Source organism: Sphingomonas sp., from assembly GCF_036388435.1.
In the GTDB taxonomy this organism is placed as follows: Bacteria; Pseudomonadota; Alphaproteobacteria; order Sphingomonadales; family Sphingomonadaceae; genus Sphingomonas.
Window position 1 is genome coordinate 19,698 of sequence record NZ_DASVRV010000042.1, and the last position, 21,291, is coordinate 40,988.

The window sequence follows — 21,291 nt, forward strand, 5'->3', positions numbered from 1 at the left end:
CTACGGCTCCGACCTGGCGGCGCGTACCGCCGAGCGGACGGTTCGCCTGCCGGAGGTGAGCGTCTGTTTCGACAGCGTCGCCGCTCCGGGAAACGGGCGCAAGCAGCTGCTCGGCGATCCGCAGGTCGTGGTGGAGCTGCTCTCGCCATCGACCTCCTCGCTCGACCAGAGATAAAGCCGGAGGAATATCGCGGTCTGGTTGGCGTTCGCGAAATCCTGCTGGTTGATCCCGAACGCGAGCAGGTGCGCCTGGTGTGTCGGACCGGGCCGAACGGCCGGACGGATCGCTGGCTCGACGCCCGATCGGACGTCGAACTGCCCTCGCTGGAACTTGCGGTTCCACATTCCGAGATTGTCGCTCGCGACCGACGCGGCCCCCGGCCCCGCAGATGCCTTGTCCTACAAGACGGCACCGTGCGGGCGGAACATGACGCCTGGTGGACCGGATCGCGTCGCCCGCGCCTATTTCCGCTTCCTCTAGTTCCGCTTCATCGCCTCGATCAGTTTCTTCACCTCCTGGCTGCGACCGCGCGGCATGATGAGCAGGTCGTCGCCGCTCGCGACCACGATCAGGTCCTCGACCCCGACCAGCGCGATGCGCACACCGTCGCTGCGCACCAAGCAGTTGCGCGTGTCGATCGCCAGCACCGGGCCGGCATGGGCGTTGCCGTCCGCGTCGGTGTCGCTGATCGCGTGGAGCGCGTCCCAGCTTCCGACATCGCTCCATTCCATCGACACGGGCACGACCGCGACCCGCTCGGCATGTTCCATCACCGCATAGTCCACCGACTCGTCGGGGGAGGTCGCGAAGGCGGCCGCGTCGGGGTAGAGGCGGCCGCCTTGCACCCGCGCCGCGTTCATCGCGTCCTGTGCGGCGACCAGGATTCCCGGCGCATGGACCGCGAGCGCCGCGAGATAGGCGTCCGCCCGGAACAGGAAGATGCCGCCGTTCCACACATGGTCGCCCGCCGCCAGCATGGCCTCCGCCTGTTCGCGCGGAGGTTTCTCGACGAAGCGCGCGACCCGGTGGACGCCCTCGCCGACCGCCGCGCCCACCTGCATCCAGCCATAGCCCGTTTCCGGCTTGTCGGGCGTGATGCCGAACGCGACCAGCCAACCGCGCTCGACGAACGGCATCGCCGCCTCGATCGCCGCGTAAAAGGCCGTGAGGTCGCCGATCACATGGTCGGACGGCATGACCAGGAGCGCGTCCGACCCGCTTCCCGGTGCCAGCGCGGCGAGCGCGATAGCGGGCGCGGTGTTGCGCGCACCCAGTTCCAGAATGACCAGGCGGGGCAGCGCGCCGGTGGCTGCTAGCTGCTCGTCCACGAGATCGGCATGGGCCGCATTGGCGACCACGATGGGTGCCCCGAACCGGTCGCTGGTCGTCCGCTGAGCCGTCAGCTGGAGCATCGTCTCCTTGCCTGTCAGGGCGAGTAGCTGTTTGGGCCGCTCGGGCCGTGACATCGGCCATAGCCGCGTTCCCGATCCCCCCGAGAGGATCACCGGAATGATCGCGATGCTCACCGGCCTTGTTCTCCCCTACTGACCTGGATTAGCCTTTAGCCCGCGACGCGACCGATTGCGACCGATTCACCTTTCGTTATCCGGCTCCTGTCAGAAAGGGCGTCCGGGTGTCGGGATCGCTTACACGGAACCTGTCGGGGGCGCGGCGGTGATCAGGCTGTTCAAACATTATGTGCCACATGCCACGATGCTTCTCGGCCTCGTCGACATGCTGTGCCTGTTGCTGGCGGGGGAACTGGCCTGGCTGTTGCGGGCTTGGCAGATCGGCATCGATCCGGGCGCGACCTGGGCCCGTTGGCCGCAGCTGCTGACCTTCGCGGTCGCGCTCCAGATCGCGCTGGTCGCGGTCGGCGCGTATAGTGCGGCGTCGTTCCGGTCGCTGCGCTTCGCCGCCGCCCGGCTCGCGGTCGCGGTGTCGATCGGCGTGATCGCCCTGTCGCTGATCTTCTTCTTCATTCCGGCACTGAGCTTCTGGCGATCCAATCTCCTTTACGCGATGGCGATCGCGGTGCTGCTGCTGGTCGCGGTGCGCGCGGCGCTGGGCCGGGCACTTGGGGGTGATACTTTCAAGCGCCGCGTCGTGGTGTTGGGTGCGGGCGCGCGGGGCGCTAGGGTCGCGGCGCTGTCGCGGGTGCCGGGAGTGAATTTCATCGTCGCCGGGATCGTCGCGATGGGAGAAGCGGGGCCGGTCGCGGACGGCGCCGTGCAGCGTGAGGAGATCGCCAATTTAGCGAGTTATGTGACCGACCTCGGCGCGGTCGAGGTCGTGCTCGCGATCGAGGAGCGCCGCAACGCGCTGCCCGTCGGTGACCTGCTCCGCGTCAAGACCACCGGTGTCCAGGTCGTCGACCTGTCGAGTTTCCTGGAACGCGAGACGGGCCGGATCGACCTTCAATCGGTCAATCCTTCCTTTCTGATCTTTTCCGACGGCTTCGCGTCGGGCGAGATCCTGTCGAGCACCTTCAAGCGCGCCTTCGACATCGCCGCCAGTCTGCTGCTGCTGCTGCTGACGCTGCCGGTGATCCTGGCCGCGGCCGTCCTGATCAAGCTCGAATCCAAGGGGCCTGCCCTTTACTGCCAGCGTCGGGTCGGGCTTTACGGGGAGGAGTTCGACATCATCAAGCTGCGGTCGATGCGCATCGATGCCGAGGTCGGTGGACGCGCGGTCTGGGCGGCGGAGGACGATCCGCGCGTCACCCGCGTCGGCCGCTTCATCCGGCGCGTCCGCATCGACGAACTGCCGCAGACCTGGACCGTGCTGAAAGGCGAGATGAGCTTCGTCGGCCCCCGGCCCGAGCGCCCGCAATTCGTGTCCGATCTGGAAACGCATCTGCCCTATTATGCCGAGCGGCACATGGTGAAGCCGGGCATCACCGGCTGGGCGCAGATCAACTATCCGTACGGCGCGTCGATCGAGGATGCGCGCAACAAGCTCGAATACGACCTTTACTACGCCAAGAATTATTCGCCCTTCCTCGATCTGCTGATCCTGCTCCAGACGTTGCGGGTCGTGCTCTGGCCGGAGGGGGTCCGATGAATCCGGCTCTGACCGCCATGCCGATCCTCTGGGCCTATGCGCTCGCCAGCTTGGCCTTTGTCGCGCTGGCGATCGGCGCGTGGCGGCGTGGCGGCGAGGGCGCGATCGTGATCGCGCACGCCGCGACGGCCCTGTGGGCGTTGGCGGCCGCCGGCATCGGCGTCGGCGACGTCGCCGCGCTGGTGATGGAGGCCGCACGCGATCTGGCATGGTTGTGGGTCACGATGACGCTCGCTCGGCATGGTCGCGGCGTCGGCCCGGCGCGGAGCACGGCCTTTGCGGCGGCGGCTTGCCTGCCGGTCGCGCTGATGACGGTGGCGCTGGCGCAGGTCATCGACGAGGCGGCGCAGGCACCGGCTCTGATCCTTTCGCTTTGGGCATTGCGGCTGCTGACCGCGCTCGCGGGTCTCATTCTGCTGCTCGCGGCCATGCCGATGCGGACCTCGGTTCCGCTGGCGGCGGCGCTGGCGATGCTGTGGAGCGTCGATCTGTTCGCCATTGCGGCCGGGCCCCTCACGGGCTGGCCCGCGACGCTGGATCTTGCGCGGGGGGTCGGTGTCCTGCTGGCCGGCCTCGCTTTCGCGCTCGCGGCCGCCCCGCGTATCGATCGGCGCTTTCTGCCGTCGCGGAGCCTGCGCCTGCGTGTTCTCGCCGGGGCCGGACTGCTCGGCTATTGTTCGGCCGTGGTCGCGGCGACCGGGCTCGCCGCCGGGTTCGGCGGGCCGCATGTCCGGGTCGTCCAGACCGCTATCGTGATCGGTGCCGCCACGACGCTGGCGACCTTGTTGTCCACGCCCTGGCTGCGCGCCTGGACGCGCGTGGTGGTCGAAAAGCACCTATTCGGCCACCGCTATGACTACCGGACCGCCTGGCGACGCTTCACCGCCACGCTCGGCCGTCCCGGCGAGGACGGGCCGCTGGGCAGCCGCGTCGTCCAGGCCACCGCCGATCTGGTCGACGCCCCCGCCGGCGTGCTCCTGACCGTCGATGGCGACCGGCTGGCCGTCGGCGCCGAATGGAGCTGGAATGGCGACACCGGCGATGCGGGCGAGATGCTGACCGGTCACCTCACGGCGACCGGTCGGATCGTCGAGCTCGACACGGTGCGCGACGGCACGGCCTCCGCCGCCGACCGGGCGGGCGTTCCCGCCTGGATGATCGCCGACCCGCGAAGCTGGATATTGGTGCCGCTGGTCCATGTCGGCGCGCTGGTCGGTGCAATCCTGCTTGCCCGACCGCCGGTCGCGCGCGCGCTCGATTGGGAGGATTTCGATCTGCTCCGCGTCGGTGGGGCGCAGGCCGCCAGCTATCTCGCCGAGGACCGTGCCCATGCCGCGCTCGCCGATGCCGAGCGCTTCGACGAGTTCAACCGCCGCTTCGCCTTCATCCTTCACGACATCAAGAATCTGGTGAGCCAGTTGACCCTCGTCGCGCGCAACGCCGAACGCCACGCCGACAATCCCGATTTCCGCACCGACATGATCGCGACGTTGAAGGAGTCGGCCGATCGCATGACCGCGCTGATCGCCCGCCTTTCGCGCGAGGCCGCGTCCGCCGAGCCGGCGGCGGTAGTCGATCTGGCGGCGCTGGTCGCGCGTGCGGTCGAGCGGGAGCCCGACCGGCGTGTCGTTCGCCTGCTCGTCGACGGCGACGTGCACGCGACGGCGGACGCGGCCGGGCTTGCCCAGGCGCTGGGCCATCTGGTCCGCAACGCGGTGGAGGCGGGCCATGCCGACGGGCCGGTGCTGGTATCGGTGTCGAGCCAGGGGGGCCGCGCGGTCATCGAAGTGACTGACCGGGGATGCGGCATGTCTCCCGCCTTTGTCCGCGACCACCTCTTCCGCCCCTTCAGTTCGTCCAAGCCCGCCGGCTTCGGCCTGGGCGCCCATGAGGCACGCCAACTCGTCCGCGCGATGGGCGGTACGATCGATGTCGATAGCCGCGAAGGCGAGGGCACGCGCTTTCGCATCTCCCTTCCCGCCGCGCCCGCCATGGAGCAGGCCGCATGACGACCAAGCCCGTGCTCCTCGTCGTCGAGGACGATCCCGGTCTCGCCCGCCAGCTCCGCTGGGCCTATGAGGGCTATGAGGTCGTCGTCGCGGGCGACCGCCGGGCCGCCATGGACGCGCTCCGGCTGCACGAGCCCGCCGTGGTCACGCTCGACCTGGGGCTGCCGCCCGATCCCGACGGCACCGCGGAAGGGTTCGCCTGCCTGGCCGAGATATTGGCGGCCAAGCCCGACACCAAGATCGTCGTCGCGACCGGCCACGGCGCGCGCGAGAGCGCGCTGCGCGCCATCGCCGGCGGTGCCTGGGATTTCTACGCCAAGCCGATCGATATCGATCGGCTGGGGCTGATCGTCGCGCGCGCCTTTCACGTCCATGCGCTGGAGACGGAGAATCGCCGCCTGGCCAAGCGCGGTGGCGAGGGCCGGTTCGGCGGACTGGTCTATGCCTCGCCCGAGATGGCGGCGGTGACGCGCACGCTGGAGCGCGTCGCGCCCGCCGACGTTTCGGTGATGCTGCTCGGCGCGAGCGGGACGGGCAAGGAGCTGCTGGCGCGCGGGCTTCACGACGCTTCGCCCCGGCGCGGCGGCGCGTTCGTCGCGATCAACTGTGCCGCCATCCCCGAGACCTTGCTCGAATCCGAGCTGTTCGGGCATGAAAAGGGCGCGTTCACCGGGGCGGTGCGCGCGGTCGAGGGCAAGATCGAGCGGGCGGCGGGGGGCACCCTGTTCCTCGACGAGATCGGCGACGTGCCGCTTCCCGTCCAGGTCAAGCTGCTGCGCTTTCTCCAGGAGCGCGTGATCGAGCGCGTGGGCGGGCGCAAGGCCCTCCCCGTCGATACCCGCATCGTCTGCGCGACGCATCAGGACGTCGACGCGATGGTCGCCGACGGGCGCTTTCGCGAGGACCTTTATTACCGACTCGCCGAGATCGTGGTGCGCATCCCCGCGCTGCGCGAACGGTCGGGGGACGCGGCGCTGCTTGCGCGGCATTTCGTCACCCGCCATGCCCAGGCGTTGCGCGTCGCGGTGACGGGCCTGTCCGCCGATGCCGCCGCGGCGATCGATGCCTGGCCCTGGCCCGGCAACGTCCGCGAGCTGGAGAACCGGATCAAGCGCGCGGTGATCATGGCGGAGGGCAAGCGCGTCACCGCCGCCGACCTGGATCTGGGAGCTGGGGCCGCCGACGATGCGCTCCTCAACCTGCGCGCAGTGCGCGAGGTGGCGGACCGCCGCGCGATCGCGCGTGCGCTGGCCCGTGCCGAGGGCAACATCTCCGGTGCGTCGCGCCTGCTCGGGATCAGCCGTCCGACGCTCTACGATCTGTTGAAAAGCTACGATCTCCATGGCTGACACCGTCTATCCGATGCTCCAGCGCCGCCGCCGTGGCTTCGCCCTGCCGACGCTCGGCCGGCGCGCGCGGCCGATCGCGATCGGGCTGATCGCCTTTGCGGGCGTCATGACGGGGGTATTCGCCGCGACCAGACCGGCACCGATCGATGGCGCGGCGGCGCTGGCGGCGAGTCGCGCCACGCTCGCGGCGGGCAACTTCAACGCCGCGCGCAGCAACGCGCAGGCGGCATTGCGGGCCGATCCGGCATCGATTCAGGGCCATCTGCTCCTGGCGCGCGCCTATCTGCGGCTGGGGGAGGGCGGTTATGCACTCGCCGAGCTGACCCGCGCGCGCGAACTCGGGGTGCCCGCTCGATCCCTCGATATCCTGCTCGGCGAGGCACGGCTGCTCGGGGGCGACCCCGATGGTGCGCTCGCCGATATCGCGCGCGCCGGACCGGCCCATGCCGCCGAGGCAACCCGCGTTCGTGCACGCGCCTATGCTGCGCAGGGGCGGCGCGGCGACGCGGCGGGGTTGCTGGAATCCCTAGTGCGCACGGCGCCGAACGATGCGCGCGCCTGGACCGATCTCGGCCGCCTGCGCTTCTCGGGCGGCGAGGTGGGCACCGCCGACATCGCCGCCAGCCGCGCCGCCGCGCTGGCGCCGGGCGACCCGGAGGCGTTGACCCTCAAGGGCGAGCTGGTGCGCAGCCGTTTCGGCCCGCTGGCGAGCCTGCCCTGGTTCGCCGCCGCGCTCGCGCGCGACGCTTATCATTATCCTGCCCTGATCGAGCAGGCCGCAACCTCGGGCGAACTCGGTCGGCACCGCGAGATGCTGGCGCACAGCCGCGCCGCGCTCCTCGCCAGACCCGGCGATCCCCAGGCCCTTTATCTTCAGGCGGTGCTCTCCGCGCGCGCGGGCAATGCGGGGCTGGCGCGCGCGCTGCTGGGACATGCCGGCACGGCGGCGGACGCGATTCCGGGCACGATGCTGCTCTGGGGCATGCTCGACCACCGATCGGGACAGGGGGAGCAGGCGATCGAGCGCTGGCGCGCGCTGCTCCGGATCCAGCCGCTCAACCTGCGCGCGCGGGTGCTGCTCGGCGCGGCGCTGCTGCGGTCGGGCGATGCGGCCGGCGCGATCGAGACGATGCGGCCGGTCGTCGCGCGGGACGACGCCGATCCTCACGCGCTGACCCTGGCGGCGCGCGCGGTCGAGCGCCTGGGCGACCGCGTCGCCGCCGCGCGCCTGCTCGACCGCGCCGCGATCGCGCGTCAGGGCGTGGCGGCGATCTTCGCCAGCGACACCGATCCCGCCGCGCTCGCCGCGGCCGCGGGTGCCGCCCCCAGCGACCCGACCTATGCTATCGGCCTGATCCGCGGCCTGGCGAGCACGGGCCGCCTCGACGCCGCGCTGGCACGGGCACAGGCCCTGTCGCGGGCGACGCCGGGCGCCCCCGCCGCGCAGGTCGCGCTGGGTGATATCCATGCCGTGCGCGGCCGCTGGCGCGAGGCGGCCCAAGCCTATCGTCGCGCGGCCGACCTCCGCTTCGACGAACCCGTGATGCTGCGCCTGGTCGACGCGCTCGGCCGGGCGGGGGCCGCGCGCGACGCGGCGGGGGCGCTGTCACTCTACCTGTCCCAGAATCCGCGCTCGCTCGTCGCGCAGCGCCTGCTCGCCCAATGGCAGATGGCGAGCGCCGACTGGAACGCCGCGATCGAGACGCTGGAGGGCGTGCGCGGCCGGCTCGGCTCGGGCGACGCCGGGCTGCTCGCGGACCTGGCGCGTGCCTATGCGGGTGACGGGGACGGCCCCGTCGCGCGCCGCTATGCCGCGGCGGCCTATAGGCTCGCGCCGATGAACGCGGGCGTGGTCGCCGCCTATGCCGCCGCGCTCGACGCGGACGGGCAGGCGGACGGCGCGCGCCAGCTCCTCGTCAAATTGCGTCAACTCCCGCGCTGATCCGGTCGGGGGGTGACCGGGACGCGGGCGCGACCTAGACCACAAGGCCATGGACCCGCTCGACCGTATCGCCGCCGCGCTGGAGCGGCTCGCGCCCCCGCCGCCGCCCATCGCCGATCCGCTGGTCCATCCCGCCTATCTGTGGCGCGGCGGCGTGCTCGAGGTCGCGCGCGGATGGGCGCCGCGCCCGCTCGACGCGCTGATCGGGATCGATGCGCAAAAGGCGACGCTGCTCGACAATCTGCATCGGCTCGCGCGCGGGCATGCGGCGCATGACGTGCTGCTCTGGGGTGCGCGCGGGTCGGGCAAATCGGCGCTGGTCGGCAGCGCGGTCGACCGCGTCCGGCGCGAGGGCGGCGATCTGGCGCTGGTCGAGGTCGCCGACCTGCCCGGCCTGCCAGCCCTGTTCGCGAGGCTGGCCGATATCCCCCGCGCCTTCGCCTTGTTCGTCGACGATCTCGGCTTCGACGCGCCCGCCGACGCTCGCGCGCTCCGGTCGCTGCTGGAGGGCGGGGCGGAGGCGCGGCCCGCCAACGTGCGGCTCCTGGTCACCGCCAACCGCCGCCACCTCGTCGCGCGCGACCATCCGGACGGGGAGGCGGTCGCGCCGCGCGACGCGCTCGACGACCAGCTCGCGCTCGCCGACCGGTTCGGGCTCAGCCTCGGCTTTCACGCACTTGATCAGGACGGCTATCTCGCCATCGTGCGCGCCTATACGCAGGCGGGCGAGCTGCCCTTCGACCCCGCCGACGCGGTGCGCTGGGCGGTGCAGCGCGGCGGGCGCTCGGGGCGGGTCGCCTGGCAATATGCGGTCGAGCTGGCCGGGCGCGCGGGCCGGACCCTCTAGCCCAGCCCTTCCACCTGCTCCGCCAGTTCCAGCCAGCGCAGTTCGGCGGCGTCCTTGTCGGCGCGGGCGCGCTCGATCGCCTTCATGAATTTGTCGAAGGCGGCGGGGTCGCGGACATACAGGTCGGGATCGGCGAGCCTGGCCTCGTCGCGCGCGATGGCGGCGTCGATCTCCTCGATGCGTTTGGGTAAGAGTTCATAGTCGCGCTGGTCCTTGTAGGACAATTTCGTGCGCGACACCGGAGCCGGCGCGGCGCTCGGCTTCGCGGCCGTGCGCTTCGCCTCGACCCTGGGCCGGCGCTTCGCGACCCAGTCCTCGTAACCGCCCGCCACCACGTCGACGCTGCCCGACCCGTCGAGCCCCAGCGTCACCGTCACCGTACGGTCGAGGAAGTCGCGGTCATGGCTGACGATCAGCACCGTGCCGTCATAATCCGCGATCACCTCCTGGAGCAGGTCGAGCGTCTCCAGGTCGAGGTCGTTGGTCGGCTCGTCGAGCACCAGCAGGTTCGACGGCCGCGCGAACTTGCGCGCCAGCAGCAGTCGCGACCGTTCCCCGCCCGACAGCGAGCCGATCTTGGCGTCGATCATGCTGGGGTCGAACAGGAACTCCTTCAGATAACCGTGGACATGCTTGCGCACCCCCTGCGCCTCGATCCAGTCGCCGCCGTCCGCCAGCACGTCGCGCACCGACTTCTCAGGCGCCATCAGCGAGCGCTGCTGGTCGATGACGATGCCGTCGAGCGTCTTGGCGAGCTTCACCTCGCCGCTATCGGGCTGGAGCTCGCCCGTCAGCAGCCGGAGCAAGGTGGTCTTGCCCGCGCCGTTGCGCCCGACGATGCCGATCCGGTCGCCGCGCGTGACGCGCAGGGTCAGGTCGCGAATGATCGCGCGGTCGCCATAGGATTTGCTGGCGGCGCGCGCGTCGATCACCACCTTGGTGCGGACATCGTCCGACCCGATCGACAGGGCCGCCGATCCTTGCGGCCCCATCATCGCCGCGCGTTCGGCGCGCATGTCGTGGAGCTTGGCGAGGCGGCCCTGGTTGCGCCGCCGCCGCCCGGTGACGCCGCGCTGGAGCCAATGCTCCTCCAGCTTCAGCCGCGCGTCGAGCCGCTCGGCCTGGCGCGCTTCCTCGGCATAGACCTGGTCGGTCCATGCCTCGAACCCGCCGAACCCCAGCTCGGCGCGGCGCAGTCCGCCCCGGTCGAGCCACAGGGTCTGCCTGGTCAGCCGTGTCAGGAAGGTGCGGTCATGGCTGATGACGACGAACGCGCCCTTGAAGCGCTGGAGCCAGTCCTCCAGCCACTCGATCGCGCCGACGTCCAGATGGTTGGTCGGCTCGTCGAGGAGCAGCACCTGCGGGTCCTGCGCCAGCGCACGGACGATCGCCGCGCGACGGCGTTCGCCCCCGCTGGCCGACGCGGCATCGCGCGCCAGGTCGATGCCCAGCTGGTCGGCGATCGCCGCCGCCGCGTGCGGCTCGGGGGCGTCGGCGCCGCTCGCGACGTAATCGCCCAGCGTGGAATGCCCGCGCAGGTCGGGTTCCTGCTCCAGCAGCACGACGCGCGTTCCCGGCACGATGGTGCGCCGTCCCTCGTCGCTGTCGATCGCGCCGCCGATCAGTTTCAGCAGCGTCGTCTTGCCCGCGCCGTTGCGGCCGATCAGCGCCAGCCGGTCGCGCGCGCCGATATACAGGTCGAGATGGCGGAACAGCCACCCCGATCCTTGAACGAGTCCCAGATCTTCATACGACAAAATCGGTGCGGCCATGCGCGCCAGCTAGGGTGGCGGGACCCGCGCGGCAAGTTGCGGGTTGTTGCACGGGTCATTCACTGCCTGTTCAAAGCGTTGCCCCTAGAACACACCCCATGATCAAGTCGGCCCTTCTCCTGTTCGCGATCGTCTCCGCGCCTGTTCCGGCCGCGCCCGAGCCCGCTCAGCATCACAGCGACCAGCGGCGCGCGTTCGAGGCGCGGCGCGAGGGCCGGGTTTTGCCCGTGCGCGAGATCGAGCGGCGCGTGATCCCCGCCATGGGCAGCGCGCAATATCTCGGCTTCGACTTCGACGACGGCCCTGCGGTTTACACGCTCAAATTCCTGCGCGATGGGAAAGTGATCTGGATCGAGGTCGATGGCCGCACGGGCCAGGTGCTCGGCCGTACCGGCCGCTGACGAGAGGGATTTGATGCGCGTATTGATCGTCGAGGACGAGCCCACGCTCGGAACGCAGCTCAAGAACACGCTGGAAGGTGCCGGCTATGCCGTCGACCTCGCCACCGATGGCGAGGAGGGGCATTTCCTGGGCTCCACCGAGAATTACGATGCGATCGTGCTCGACCTGGGGTTGCCCGAGATCGACGGGCTGACGGTGCTCGACCGGTGGCGGAAAGAGGGGCGGGTGGCCCCGGTACTCGTCCTGACGGCGCGCGACAGTTGGTCGGACAAGGTCGCCGGGCTCGATGCGGGCGCCGACGATTACGTGGCCAAGCCGTTCCAGACCGAGGAGCTGATCGCCCGGCTGCGCGCGCTGATCCGCCGCGCGTCGGGCAACGCCTCGTCCGAACTCAATGCCGGCGACATCCGCCTCGACACGCGCTCGGGCAAGGTCACCCGCGCGGGCGAGCCGATAAAGCTCACCGCGCAGGAATATAAGCTGCTGAGCTACCTGCTCCACCACAAGGGCAAGGTGGTCAGCCGCACCGAGCTGATCGAGCATATCTACGACCAGGATTTCGACCGCGATTCGAACACGATCGAGGTCTTCGTCACGCGCATCCGCAAGAAACTGGGCCAGGACGTGATCACCACCATTCGCGGGCTGGGCTATAGCCTCGACGAGCCGGCGTGACGCACGGCCGCCCGTGGCGGAGCTAGCGCCGGACGCGACCCCGTCGCGCAAGACGGGTTCGCTTTCCCGCCGCATGATCCTGACCGCGGCGGCCTGGATCACGCTGCTTCTGGTCGGCGGCGGGTTCGCGCTCGACCGGGTGCTCACCACCGCGATCACGCGCAATTTCGACGACCAGCTCGAATATGTGCTCCAGTCGCTGCTCCTGACCTCGGAGGTCGGACCAGACGGCGAGGTGATCTTCAACCGCGAGCCCGCCGACCAGCGTTTCCTGGAGCCGGGCTCGGGCGCCTATTGGCAGGTGTCGGCGCGCGGGCGCGAGGCGTTTCCGTCGCGCTCGCTCTGGGATCGCCAGCTCGCCTATGGCCGCGTGCACGACGATCGCGACGTCCATATCTATGACAGCGCGCAATTCGCCGACGAGAAGCTGCGCATCGCCGAACGCGACGCGACCCTGCCCGGCTCGGCGGCCAAATGGCGGTTCCAGGTCGCGCAGAGCCGCGACGGACTCGACGCGCAGATCGCCACGCTGCGGCGCACATTGGTGCGTTCCTTCGCGCTGCTGGCGCTGGGACTCATCATCCTGGCCGCGCTCCAGACGCTGTACGGGCTGTGGCCGCTGCGCAAGGTGCGCGACGAGATCGCCCGGATGCGCGCCGGGGTGTCGACCCGCATCGGCTCGGCGATGCCCGACGAGGTCGCGCCGATGGTCGACGAGCTGAACGCGCTGGTCGAGCATAACGAGCGCCAGGCGGAGGAGGCGCGGCGCCATGCCGGCAACCTCGCCCATGCGCTCAAGACCCCGCTGACGGTCATCATGAACGCCGCGACGGCCGATGCCGACGACCTGGCGGAGACGGTGGTGCGCGAGGCGCGGACGATGCGCCGCCAGGTCGACCATCATCTGGCGCGCGCCCGCGCCGTCGGCCGGCGGGGCTCCGCGCACAGCCGCGCCGATGTCTGGCCCAGTCTGGAGTCGGTCGAGCGCGCGGTCGGACGGCTCTATCGCCACGTGCGCATCGACGTGGACGGCCCGCGCGATCTTCAGGTCCATGTCGAGCGGCAGGACCTGGACGAGATGCTGGGCAACCTGATCGAGAACGCCGCAAAATATGGCGGCGGCAGCGTCTTCACCACCGTGTCGGCGCAGGCTGGGTTCGTCGAATTCCTGGTCGAGGACGACGGCCGGGGCATCCCGGCGGAGGAGCGCGACCGCATCTTCGACCGCGGCGTCCGGCTCGACAGCGGCAAGCCGGGGACGGGGCTGGGCCTCGCCATCGTACGCGACGTGGCTGAGATCTACGGGGGCACGGTCGCGCTGGAGGAGAGCGAGGATCTGGGCGGGCTGCTCGTGCGATTGCGGCTGCCGGCGGCGACCTAGGCGGCCGCGCGGACCTCGCCCATCAACTCGGCGGTGATCGCCAGGCTGCGCTTGCGCGCCTCGTGATCGAACATCGCGCTGGCGACCAGCAGCTCGTCCACGCCCGTGCGCCGCAGGAACGCGTCGATCCCGCGCGCCACCGTGGCGGGCGATCCGACCGCCGAGCATTGCAGCACATGGTCGAGGATCGCCGCCCCCTGCGCGCCGATGCTCTCCCGGTAACCCTTGATCGGCGGGGGTAGCTGGCGCGGGTTGCCGGTGCGCAGCGCCACAAAGGCCTGTTGCTGCGAGCTGGCGAGATATTCGCCCTCCGCGTCGGTATCCGCCGCGAAGATGTTGAACGCCGCCATCGCGTACGGCTTGGCGAACGCGGGCGAGGGCCGGAAATCGCGGCGATAGATCGCCAGGGCCATGTCTAGAGAATCGGGGGCGAAGTGCGAGGCGAAGGCGAAGGGCAGCCCTAGCACGGCGGCCAGCTGCGCGCCGAAGGTGCTCGATCCTAATATCCACAGGTCGGGCCGCGCCCCCGCGCCGGGCGTCGCGCGGATGCCGGTCGCGCCATCGTCGGCGAAGTAGCTCTGCAGCTCCATCACGTCGCGCGGGAAGTCGTTCGCATCGCTCGCCAGCGTCCGCCGCATCGCGCGCGCGACGCGCTGGTCGGATCCCGGCGCGCGGCCCAGCCCCAGGTCGATCCGGCCCGGAAACAGCGCGTCCAGCGTGCCGAACTGTTCGGCGATGACCAGCGGCGCGTGGTTGGGGAGCATGATGCCGCCCGCGCCGACGCGGATGCGCGTGGTCGCCCCGGCGACATGCGCGATCACGACGGCGGTGGCCGCGGACGCGATCCCTTCCATCCCGTGATGCTCCGCCACCCAATAGCGGTTGAAGCCGAGCGCCTCGGCATGGCGGGCGAGGTCGGCGGCGCGGGCGAGCGCGCCCGACACGGTGCCGCCCTCGACGACGGGGACGAGATCGAGAAAGGAGAAAGGGGTCATGTCGCCGATATAGGGCGGGCGATGAGCCGATGGGAGAGGCTCTCCGCCGGCCTTGCCGCCGCGTCGCCCGCGCCCTAGACGCCGCCCTCGATGGTCCCTGCGCTCGCCCATATCGATACCTGGATCTTCGATCTCGACAATACCCTCTACCCCGCGCGGTCGAACCTGTTCGCGCGGATCGACCAGCGCATGACCGCCTATATCGCGCGGCTGCTGTCGGTCGACGAGGTCGAGGCGCGGCGGGTGCAGAAGCTGTACTTCCACGGCCACGGCACCACGCTGGCCGGGCTGATGGCGGAACATCAGGTCGATCCGCACGACTTCCTGGCCGATGTCCACGACATCGAGATGGACGTGCTCGAGCACGACGCCCCGCTCGCCGCCGCGCTGGCGCGGCTGCCCGGACGCAAGCTCGTCTTCACCAATGGCGACAAGCCCTATGCCTTGAGGGTCCTCGACCGGCTGGGGCTGGGCGGAAGCTTCGAGGGCATCCACGACATCGTGGCGATGAACCTGTCGCCCAAGCCCGAGCCGAGCGCATATCGGGGCCTGTGCGAGGCCTTTGCGATCGACCCGACCGCCGCCTTGTTCGTCGAGGACATGGCGCGCAACCTGCCGCCGGCCAAGGCGATCGGGATGACGACGGTGTGGGTCGATAACGGGTCGGAGCAGGCACCTGGGAAGACGCCGGAGGGTATCGACTACCGCATCGCGGAGCTCGGCCCCTGGCTGAACGAAATATTGGAGACCGCATGACCGACCTCGCCGTCACGATCGACGCCGCCTGGGAGGCGCGCGACACGCTGGGGTTCGCCACCACGGGCGAGACGCGCGACGCGGTCGAGGCGGCGCTCGACCTGCTCGACCGGGGCGAGGCGCGCGTCGCCGAGCCGGATGGGGCGGGCGGCTGGCGGGTGAACCAATGGCTCAAAAAGGCGGTGCTGCTGTCCTTCCGCCTCAACGACAACCGGGTCATGCCCGGCGGCTTCGACAAGGTGCCGTCCAAATGGCAAGGCTGGGGCGAGGCCGAGTTCCGCCAGGCGGGCTTTCGCGCGGTGCCGGGCGCGGTGGTCCGGCGCGGCGCGCATATCGGCCAGGGCGCGATCCTGATGCCCAGCTTCGTCAACATCGGCGCGCATGTGGGCGAGGGGACGATGATCGACACCTGGGCCACCGTCGGGTCCTGCGCGCAGATCGGGCGGAACGTCCACCTGTCGGGCGGCGCGGGGATCGGCGGGGTGCTGGAGCCGCTCCAGGCCGATCCGGTCGTGATCGAGGACGGCGCGTTTATCGGCGCGCGGTCCGAAGTCGCGGAAGGCGTGCGCGTCGGGGAGGGCGCGGTGCTGTCGATGGGCGTGTATCTGGGCGCGTCGACCAAGATCATCGACCGCGCGACGGGCGAGGTCCACCGGGGGTACGTGCCGCCCTATTCGGTGGTGGTGCCCGGATCGACGGGCGGGAATCTGGGCCTGTATTGCGCGGTGATCGTCAAACGGGTGGACGCGCAGACGCGGAGCAAGACCAGCATCAACGACCTGCTGCGCGACTGAGCGGGCCCGCGGAAGTTCACTGGAAGTTCAGGCGTAAACGCATCGTCGGCGCGGACGCGACGGGACGGACGCGACGGGAATGACGGTGACGCCGGCTTCCCGGCGGTGGGGCGGTTGATGCACGGCTGTCAAGGAGCGCGGGGGTGTCCCGAGCACGAGCCTTGGCAAGATGGCCGGATGTAGGACAGGGTTTTCGGCGTGTCGCCTTGGGAAGCGGACACGGTGTCGCAGGCGCTTCGTCACGCAACCATCGTCTCAACCCCCATCGGAAGAAGATCGCCATGTCGCTAACGAACCTGCTCGTCCCGACCTATCGGCAGATGCTGCGAACGCTGTCGGGCTGGCTGGAGAAGGCCCGAACGCAGATGCCGGAAGGTGACGCGGAGAATTTGCTGTCCGCGCGTCTCGCGCCCGATATGTTTCCCCTGTCCACCCAGGTCCGGTTCGCCTGCGTCCAGGCGCAGGAAGCCGTGTTCAGGTTGAGGGGAGAGGCGTTGCCGCCCTCGATCGGCATGCTGCTCGACGAAGGACGGAATGGCGGGGAGCGGCCGGGCACCATCAGGGACGCGCAAGGGAGGATCGCGGAGACGATCGCGCTGCTCGACGGCCTGGAACCGGCGGCGCTCGACGGGGAGCCGGACCGGCCGATCGAGCATGGCCTGCCGAACGGCATGATCTTCGATCTGACGGCCGACGATTATGCCCGCGACTGGACGCTGCCCCAATTCTATTTCCACCTGATGATCGCCTACGCCATCCTGCGCGGCAACGGGGTCGATGTCGGCAAGGCGGATTATGTGAACCACATGTTCGCCTATCTGCGTCCGGGCACGATGCCCTCCGCTCGATGACCCGCAGACCCCGCATCCTGTTCGGCGAGCACAGCACCCAGCGCCCGGCGATCGAGCGGCTGGTCGACCATGACCGTTTCGACGTGGCGTTCGCCGCGTTCGACGGGGCCGATTTCGCGCCCTTCGACCTGGTCGTGCCGCTGCGGCTGGAGGAATTCGCCGCCGCGCGCCGGGCCAATGCCGACCGGCGGCGGGCGGTGCTGCCGTCGCCCGAGCTGGTCGCGCTGTGCGACGACAAATTGCTGTTCAACCGGCGGCTGATCGCGCTCGGCTTCGGCGACGCCATCCCGGCGCTGCTGCCCGACGACACCGACGCCTATCCGTTCGTCCGCAAGGTGCGGCGGGGCGATTTCGGGGCGGGCATCCGCATGGTGCGCGGGGCCGGGGACGACGCCCCCGTTCCCGACAGCTTCGCGCAGGTCGCGGTGGCGGGGATGGACGAATATGTGCTCCACCTGCTGCGCGTCGACGGCGCGGTGCGCTATTCGCTTTGCTATCGCTACGACATGGGCGATCCGCTCGCGATCCGGGGCGGGGCGCAGGGCGCGCGCGGCATCCATCCGGCCGACCCGGAACCAGCCCGGGCGACCTGCCTCGCCATTCTCGACGCGCTCGGCTTCGAGGGCACATGCTGCTTCAACTACAAGCTGGAGGCGGATCGTCCGATGATCCTGGAACTCAACCCGCGCTTCGGCGGGTCGCTGGTGGGCGACGTGACCGGCTATGTGGCGGCGCATCTGGACGCGATCGCCTGACGAGGCGGCCTTGCTCCCGTCGCATCCCGCGCATATCGCCCGGGCCAACAGGGAGATGCCGATGCCGACCGACCAGACCGCCCAATCCAACATCCTCGACCGCGTGCTCGTGCTCGAAATGGTGCGCGTGACCGAGGCCGCCGCTATCGCCGCGGCCACTTTGGTCGGGCGCGGCGACGAAAAGGCGGCCGACGCCGCCGCCGTGGAGGCGATGCGCGAGGCGCTGAACGAGCTGCCGATCGACGGCACCGTCGTCATCGGCGAGGGCGAGCGCGACGAGGCGCCGATGCTGTTCATCGGGGAAAAGGTCGGATCGGCGCAGGGGTCCGGGCCGCGCATCGATATCGCGCTCGATCCGCTGGCGGGCACGACGATCTGCGCCACCGCCGGCCCCAACGCGCTGGCCGTGCTCGCCATCGCCGAGGAGGGCGGGCTGCTCAACGCCCCGGACGTGTATATGGACAAGATCGCGGTCGGGCCGGGTTATCCCGACGGCGTGATCGACCTCGACCGCTCGCCGAGCGAGAATGTCCGCGCGGTCGCCGCCGCCAAGGGCGTCGAGCCCGGCGACATCATCGCCTGCGTCCTCGACCGGCCCCGCCACGAGGCGCTGATCGCCGAGCTGCGCGCGCTGGGCTGCGGCATCATGCTGATCGGCGACGGCGACGTAGCGGGCGTCATCGCGACGACCAACCCCGACACCACCGTCGACATCTATCTGGGATCGGGCGGCGCCCCGGAAGGCGTGCTGGCGGCCGCCGCGCTGCGCTGCATCGGCGGGCAGTTCAAGGGCCGGCTGCTGTTCCGCAACGACGACGAGCGCGGGCGCGCGGCGAAATGGGGCGTGACCGATCTCGACAAGCAGTACGATCTGACCGAACTCGCCAAAGGCGACTGCATCTTCGCCGCGACCGGCGTCACCGACGGGTCGCTGCTCGACGGGGTCAAGCGGCGCGGCGGGACGATGACCACCGAGTCGGTCGTGATGCGCGCCTCGTCGGGCACGGTGCGCTGGGTCAAGGGCGAGCACCGCATCGGCTGATGCCGTGCTCCGGGTCGGGGTCGGCGTCGCTGGCCGCGCCGTTGCTGCTGCTGGCGATGGTCCAGATCGCGGGCCGGGTGCTGGGGTGGCCCAGCCTGTCGGCCCGGCTACTGCCCCCGCGCGAAGGCCGGGCGCCGCATCTCGCCTGGGCGCTGCGGCTCTGGCCGGCCTTCGGACTGCCGGCCTTGGCGGCGCTGCTGCTGCTCGGGCGCGGCGGGGCGATCGGGACGATGCCGCCCGAATTCGCCGCCGTCGCGCGCTGGACGCGCGGGTTCGGGACCGTGGAGCCCTGGTCGGTGATGCTCGGGCTGGCGCTCGGGTCGGTCGGCGGCGCGCTCTTCGCCTGGCGGCGGCTGCGCCGGGGGCGGGGACCGGCGCATCTCGGTCGTCCCCCGCGCCTGCCGCGCGCACCGCGCGAGCTGCCCGCCGCGGCGCTGCTCGCGCTGTCGGCGGGGGTGGCGGAGGAGCTGTATTTCCGCCTCGCGCTGCCCCTGCTCGTGACGCTGGTGTCCGGGTCGGCGGCGCTGGGATTTCTGGCGGCGGCGGCGGCGTTCGCGGCGCTGCACCGCTATCAGGGAGCGGTCGGCATCGCGGCGACGGGCGTGGGCGCGCTGCTGCTGACGGCGATCTATCTCGCCAGCGGGTCACTGTGGCTGGCGATCCTCTGCCACCTCGCGATCGACCTCAACGGGCTGGTCGTCCGCCCGTGGCTGGCGATGCGGGTGCGCCCGTCGAGGGGCCGGATGTAGGGGGTGCCGTTCGGCCCGCGTCGCGCTAGACGAGGAACGAACGGGGGATCGGAGGTCGGCATGATGATGCGCGCATGGCTAATGGCGGGAGCGATGCTTGCCGGTGCGACCGGTGCGGAGGCGCAGGACCCCGGGCCGGCCGGACCGATCCAATATGATGTCCGTTTCCCCAACGCGGTCCATCACGAAGCGCGGATCACCGTCACCTATCGCGGGCTGCGCGCGGGGCCGGCGCGCTTCCAGATGGCGCGCTCCTCGCCCGGCCGTTACGCGCTCCACGAATTCGCCAAGAACGTCTATTCGGTCTCCGCGACCGACGGCGCGGGGCGGCCGCTCGCCGTCACGCGCACCGACCCTTACGGGTGGTCGGTCGCCGGGCATGACGGCACCGTGTCGGTCGCCTACACGCTCTACGGCGACAAGGGCGACGGCACCTATGCGCAGATCGACGGGAGCCACGCGCATCTGAACATGCCCGCGACCTTCCTGTGGGCGGCGGGCTATGACGAGCGACCGATCCGGGTCCGCTTCCACGCGCCCGACCCGAAATGGAAGACCGCGACGCAGCTGCCCGAGGGGCGCGAGGCGAACAGCTTCTGGGCGCCCGACCTGCACTATTTCATGGACAGCCCGACCGAGCTCAGCGACTTCGACATGCGCGAATGGCAGGTGGGGGAGGGCGCGCGGCGGCAGACGATCCGGCTCGCCGTCCACCACCAGGGCAGCGCCGCCGACCTGGATCGCTTCGCGGCCAAGACCAGGCGCGTCATCGAGCAGCATTTCGCCATTTTCGGCGGGCCGCCCCGCTTCGACCATGGCCGCTACACCTTCATCGCGGATTATCTGCCCTGGGCGACGGGCGACGGGATGGAGCATCGCAACTCGACGATCATCACCGACACCCGCTCGCTCGCCGAGGCCGATTTCGCGCAAATCCAGACGCTGGCGCATGAATTCACCCATGCCTGGAACGTCGAGCGCATCCGCCCCGCCGAGCTGGAACCGTTCGACTTCACCCGCGCCAACCCGACGCCGTCGCTTTGGCTGGCGGAGGGTTTCACCTCCTATTACGGCCCGCTGACGGTGCGCCGGGCGGGCGAGACGCCGGTCGACGACTATCTGGCGGAGCTGGGCGCGACGCTGAGCGGCGTCGTCAACGCCCCCGCGCGGCGTTACGGATCGCCGCAGGAGATGAGCCTGCGCGCGCCCTTCGTCGACGCGGCGCGGTCGATCGATCCGGTCAACCCCCACATCTTCGTGTCCTATTATCCCTATGGCGCGGTAGTCGCGCTGGCGCTCGACCTGTCGCTGCGGACGCGGTTTCCGGAGCGGTCGCTCGACGATTACATGCGCACGCTGTGGCGGACGCATGGCGAGCCGGAGAAGCCCTATCGGCCCGACGATCTCCGCGTCGCGCTGGCCCAGGTCACCGGCGACGAGGCGTTCGCGCGCGCCTTTTTCACGGCCTCGGTCGAGGGATCGTCGCTGCCCGATTTCGCGCCGCTGCTCGCGCAGGCCGGGTTGACCTTGCGTCCAGCGCGGGCGGGGCGGGGCTGGCTGGGCGCGACCCGCGTCGCGGCCGGGGCCGGCGGGGTGACGCTGGCCGAGCCGCCGGTGCCGGACAGCTCGCTCTACAAGGCCGGGGTCGAGCGGGACGACATGATCCTGTCGCTGGGCGGTGCGGCTGTCGCCGACGTGCCCGGCTGGACGGCGGCGCTGGACCGGCTGCGTCCCGGCGAGCGGGTGGAGCTAGTCTTTCGCCAGCTTGGCCGGGAGCAGCGGGCGATCCTGGTCGCGGCGGCCGACCCGGCGGTGGAGATCGTCCGCGACGAGATGGCGGGCAAGGCGGTGACGCCGGCCCAGCGCGCGTTCCGCGCCGCGTGGCTGGGGGCCGACGCGGGCGGCTGA

At 70.6% G+C, this 21,291-nt stretch carries 19 protein-coding genes; 15 read left to right on the plus strand and 4 right to left on the minus strand.

From position 1 onward, the window contains the following. Both VF592_RS08745 and VF592_RS08750 read right to left on the minus strand, forming a co-directional pair. Window positions 1-345, minus strand: a complete 345-nt coding sequence (locus tag VF592_RS08745) for a hypothetical protein (RefSeq protein ID WP_331005234.1) — start codon at window positions 343-345, stop codon at window positions 1-3. A gap of 132 nt (window positions 346-477) precedes the next feature. Next, entirely contained in the window at window positions 478-1,521 is a 1,044-nt protein-coding gene (locus VF592_RS08750) for a mannose-1-phosphate guanylyltransferase/mannose-6-phosphate isomerase (RefSeq protein WP_414714189.1), read from the minus strand. A 154-nt stretch (window positions 1,522-1,675) separates the two neighbouring features. On the opposite strand from VF592_RS08750, the gene VF592_RS08755 reads away from it, so the two are divergent. From VF592_RS08755 to VF592_RS08775, 5 genes are read left to right on the plus strand one after another with little or no spacing between them, the layout of a single operon-like run. Next, entirely contained in the window at window positions 1,676-3,064 is a 1,389-nt protein-coding gene (locus VF592_RS08755) for a TIGR03013 family XrtA/PEP-CTERM system glycosyltransferase (protein ID WP_331005236.1), read from the plus strand. Further along, entirely contained in the window at window positions 3,061-5,073 is a 2,013-nt protein-coding gene (gene prsK / locus VF592_RS08760; protein ID WP_331005237.1) for an XrtA/PEP-CTERM system histidine kinase PrsK, read from the plus strand. The genes VF592_RS08755 and prsK overlap by 4 nt, the downstream gene beginning before the upstream one ends. Next, a complete protein-coding gene (gene prsR / locus VF592_RS08765) occupies window positions 5,070-6,422 on the plus strand; it encodes a PEP-CTERM-box response regulator transcription factor (protein ID WP_331005238.1) in 1,353 nt (450 codons plus the stop codon). Before prsK ends, prsR begins: the two co-directional genes overlap by 4 nt. Next, on the plus strand, window positions 6,415-8,364 hold the full coding sequence (locus tag VF592_RS08770) for a tetratricopeptide repeat protein (RefSeq protein WP_331005239.1): 1,950 nt from the start codon (window positions 6,415-6,417) through the stop codon (window positions 8,362-8,364). The genes prsR and VF592_RS08770 overlap by 8 nt, the downstream gene beginning before the upstream one ends. Before the next feature lie 49 nt (window positions 8,365-8,413). After that, window positions 8,414-9,211 (plus strand): DUF815 domain-containing protein, encoded by a 798-nt coding sequence (locus VF592_RS08775; RefSeq protein WP_331005240.1) that lies wholly within the window; start codon window positions 8,414-8,416, stop codon window positions 9,209-9,211. Here VF592_RS08775 and VF592_RS08780 read toward each other — a convergent pair. Further along, on the minus strand, window positions 9,208-10,983 hold the full coding sequence (locus VF592_RS08780) for an ABC-F family ATP-binding cassette domain-containing protein (protein ID WP_331005241.1): 1,776 nt from the start codon (window positions 10,981-10,983) through the stop codon (window positions 9,208-9,210). The two genes, VF592_RS08775 and VF592_RS08780, sit on opposite strands and share 4 nt — an antisense overlap. Window positions 10,984-11,081: 98 nt before the next feature. Here VF592_RS08780 and VF592_RS08785 point away from each other — a divergent pair, with 98 nt between their 5' ends. The 3 genes from VF592_RS08785 to VF592_RS08795 all read left to right on the plus strand — a co-directional run bounded on the left by VF592_RS08785 (window position 11,082) and on the right by VF592_RS08795 (window position 13,441). Beyond that, window positions 11,082-11,384: a PepSY domain-containing protein gene (locus VF592_RS08785; RefSeq protein ID WP_331005242.1), complete on the plus strand. Its 303-nt coding sequence runs from the start codon at window positions 11,082-11,084 to the stop codon at window positions 11,382-11,384. 13 nt (window positions 11,385-11,397) lie between these two features. Further along, complete coding sequence (locus VF592_RS08790; RefSeq protein WP_331005243.1) at window positions 11,398-12,060, plus strand: response regulator transcription factor; 663 nt, start codon at window positions 11,398-11,400, stop codon at window positions 12,058-12,060. Window positions 12,061-12,133: 73 nt separating this feature from the next. Beyond that, window positions 12,134-13,441, plus strand: coding sequence for a HAMP domain-containing sensor histidine kinase (locus VF592_RS08795; RefSeq protein ID WP_331005244.1), 1,308 nt, complete (start codon window positions 12,134-12,136; stop codon window positions 13,439-13,441). On the opposite strand, the gene VF592_RS08800 is transcribed toward VF592_RS08795, so the two are convergent. Continuing rightward, window positions 13,438-14,436: an LLM class flavin-dependent oxidoreductase gene (locus VF592_RS08800; RefSeq protein WP_331005245.1), complete on the minus strand. Its 999-nt coding sequence runs from the start codon at window positions 14,434-14,436 to the stop codon at window positions 13,438-13,440. The two genes, VF592_RS08795 and VF592_RS08800, sit on opposite strands and share 4 nt — an antisense overlap. 90 nt (window positions 14,437-14,526) lie before the next feature. Between VF592_RS08800 and VF592_RS08805 the strand changes: the two genes are divergently transcribed. The 7 genes from VF592_RS08805 to VF592_RS08835 all read left to right on the plus strand — a co-directional run bounded on the left by VF592_RS08805 (window position 14,527) and on the right by VF592_RS08835 (window position 21,291). Then, a complete protein-coding gene (locus VF592_RS08805; protein ID WP_331005246.1) occupies window positions 14,527-15,192 on the plus strand; it encodes a pyrimidine 5'-nucleotidase in 666 nt (221 codons plus the stop codon). Then, window positions 15,189-15,986: a 2,3,4,5-tetrahydropyridine-2,6-dicarboxylate N-succinyltransferase gene (locus VF592_RS08810; RefSeq protein ID WP_331005247.1), complete on the plus strand. Its 798-nt coding sequence runs from the start codon at window positions 15,189-15,191 to the stop codon at window positions 15,984-15,986. The genes VF592_RS08805 and VF592_RS08810 overlap by 4 nt, the downstream gene beginning before the upstream one ends. A gap of 281 nt (window positions 15,987-16,267) precedes the next feature. Continuing rightward, the gene (locus tag VF592_RS08815) at window positions 16,268-16,837 is read left to right on the plus strand and encodes a DUF1993 domain-containing protein (RefSeq protein WP_331005248.1); all 570 of its coding nucleotides are present in this window, start codon (window positions 16,268-16,270) and stop codon (window positions 16,835-16,837) included. Next, window positions 16,834-17,592: a hypothetical protein gene (locus tag VF592_RS08820; protein ID WP_331005249.1), complete on the plus strand. Its 759-nt coding sequence runs from the start codon at window positions 16,834-16,836 to the stop codon at window positions 17,590-17,592. Before VF592_RS08815 ends, VF592_RS08820 begins: the two co-directional genes overlap by 4 nt. A gap of 61 nt (window positions 17,593-17,653) precedes the next feature. After that, complete coding sequence (glpX, locus tag VF592_RS08825) at window positions 17,654-18,634, plus strand: class II fructose-bisphosphatase (protein WP_331005250.1); 981 nt, start codon at window positions 17,654-17,656, stop codon at window positions 18,632-18,634. Further along, complete coding sequence (locus VF592_RS08830) at window positions 18,634-19,383, plus strand: CPBP family intramembrane glutamic endopeptidase (RefSeq protein ID WP_331005251.1); 750 nt, start codon at window positions 18,634-18,636, stop codon at window positions 19,381-19,383. Before glpX ends, VF592_RS08830 begins: the two co-directional genes overlap by 1 nt. Before the next feature lie 60 nt (window positions 19,384-19,443). Further along, window positions 19,444-21,291, plus strand: coding sequence for a M61 family peptidase (locus VF592_RS08835; RefSeq protein ID WP_331005252.1), 1,848 nt, complete (start codon window positions 19,444-19,446; stop codon window positions 21,289-21,291).

Excerpts from the sequence above, each read along its gene's own strand:
- VF592_RS08745 (WP_331005234.1), bottom strand. The coding sequence starts at position 345 with ATGTGGAACCGCAAGTTCCAGCGAGGGCAGTTCGACGTCCGATCGGGC.
- glpX (WP_331005250.1), top strand. The coding sequence starts at position 17,654 with ATGCCGACCGACCAGACCGCCCAATCCAACATCCTCGACCGCGTGCTC.
- VF592_RS08835 (WP_331005252.1), top strand. The coding sequence starts at position 19,444 with ATGATGATGCGCGCATGGCTAATGGCGGGAGCGATGCTTGCCGGTGCG.
- VF592_RS08830 (WP_331005251.1), top strand. The coding sequence starts at position 18,634 with ATGCCGTGCTCCGGGTCGGGGTCGGCGTCGCTGGCCGCGCCGTTGCTG.
- VF592_RS08800 (WP_331005245.1), bottom strand. The coding sequence starts at position 14,436 with ATGACCCCTTTCTCCTTTCTCGATCTCGTCCCCGTCGTCGAGGGCGGC.
- VF592_RS08780 (WP_331005241.1), bottom strand. The coding sequence starts at position 10,983 with ATGGCCGCACCGATTTTGTCGTATGAAGATCTGGGACTCGTTCAAGGA.
- VF592_RS08770 (WP_331005239.1), top strand. The coding sequence starts at position 6,415 with ATGGCTGACACCGTCTATCCGATGCTCCAGCGCCGCCGCCGTGGCTTC.
- VF592_RS08820 (WP_331005249.1), top strand. The coding sequence starts at position 16,834 with ATGACCCGCAGACCCCGCATCCTGTTCGGCGAGCACAGCACCCAGCGC.
- VF592_RS08815 (WP_331005248.1), top strand. The coding sequence starts at position 16,268 with ATGTCGCTAACGAACCTGCTCGTCCCGACCTATCGGCAGATGCTGCGA.
- prsK (WP_331005237.1), top strand. The coding sequence starts at position 3,061 with ATGAATCCGGCTCTGACCGCCATGCCGATCCTCTGGGCCTATGCGCTC.
- VF592_RS08785 (WP_331005242.1), top strand. The coding sequence starts at position 11,082 with ATGATCAAGTCGGCCCTTCTCCTGTTCGCGATCGTCTCCGCGCCTGTT.
- VF592_RS08775 (WP_331005240.1), top strand. The coding sequence starts at position 8,414 with ATGGACCCGCTCGACCGTATCGCCGCCGCGCTGGAGCGGCTCGCGCCC.
- prsR (WP_331005238.1), top strand. The coding sequence starts at position 5,070 with ATGACGACCAAGCCCGTGCTCCTCGTCGTCGAGGACGATCCCGGTCTC.
- VF592_RS08810 (WP_331005247.1), top strand. The coding sequence starts at position 15,189 with ATGACCGACCTCGCCGTCACGATCGACGCCGCCTGGGAGGCGCGCGAC.
- VF592_RS08790 (WP_331005243.1), top strand. The coding sequence starts at position 11,398 with ATGCGCGTATTGATCGTCGAGGACGAGCCCACGCTCGGAACGCAGCTC.
- VF592_RS08795 (WP_331005244.1), top strand. The coding sequence starts at position 12,134 with ATGATCCTGACCGCGGCGGCCTGGATCACGCTGCTTCTGGTCGGCGGC.
- VF592_RS08805 (WP_331005246.1), top strand. The coding sequence starts at position 14,527 with ATGGTCCCTGCGCTCGCCCATATCGATACCTGGATCTTCGATCTCGAC.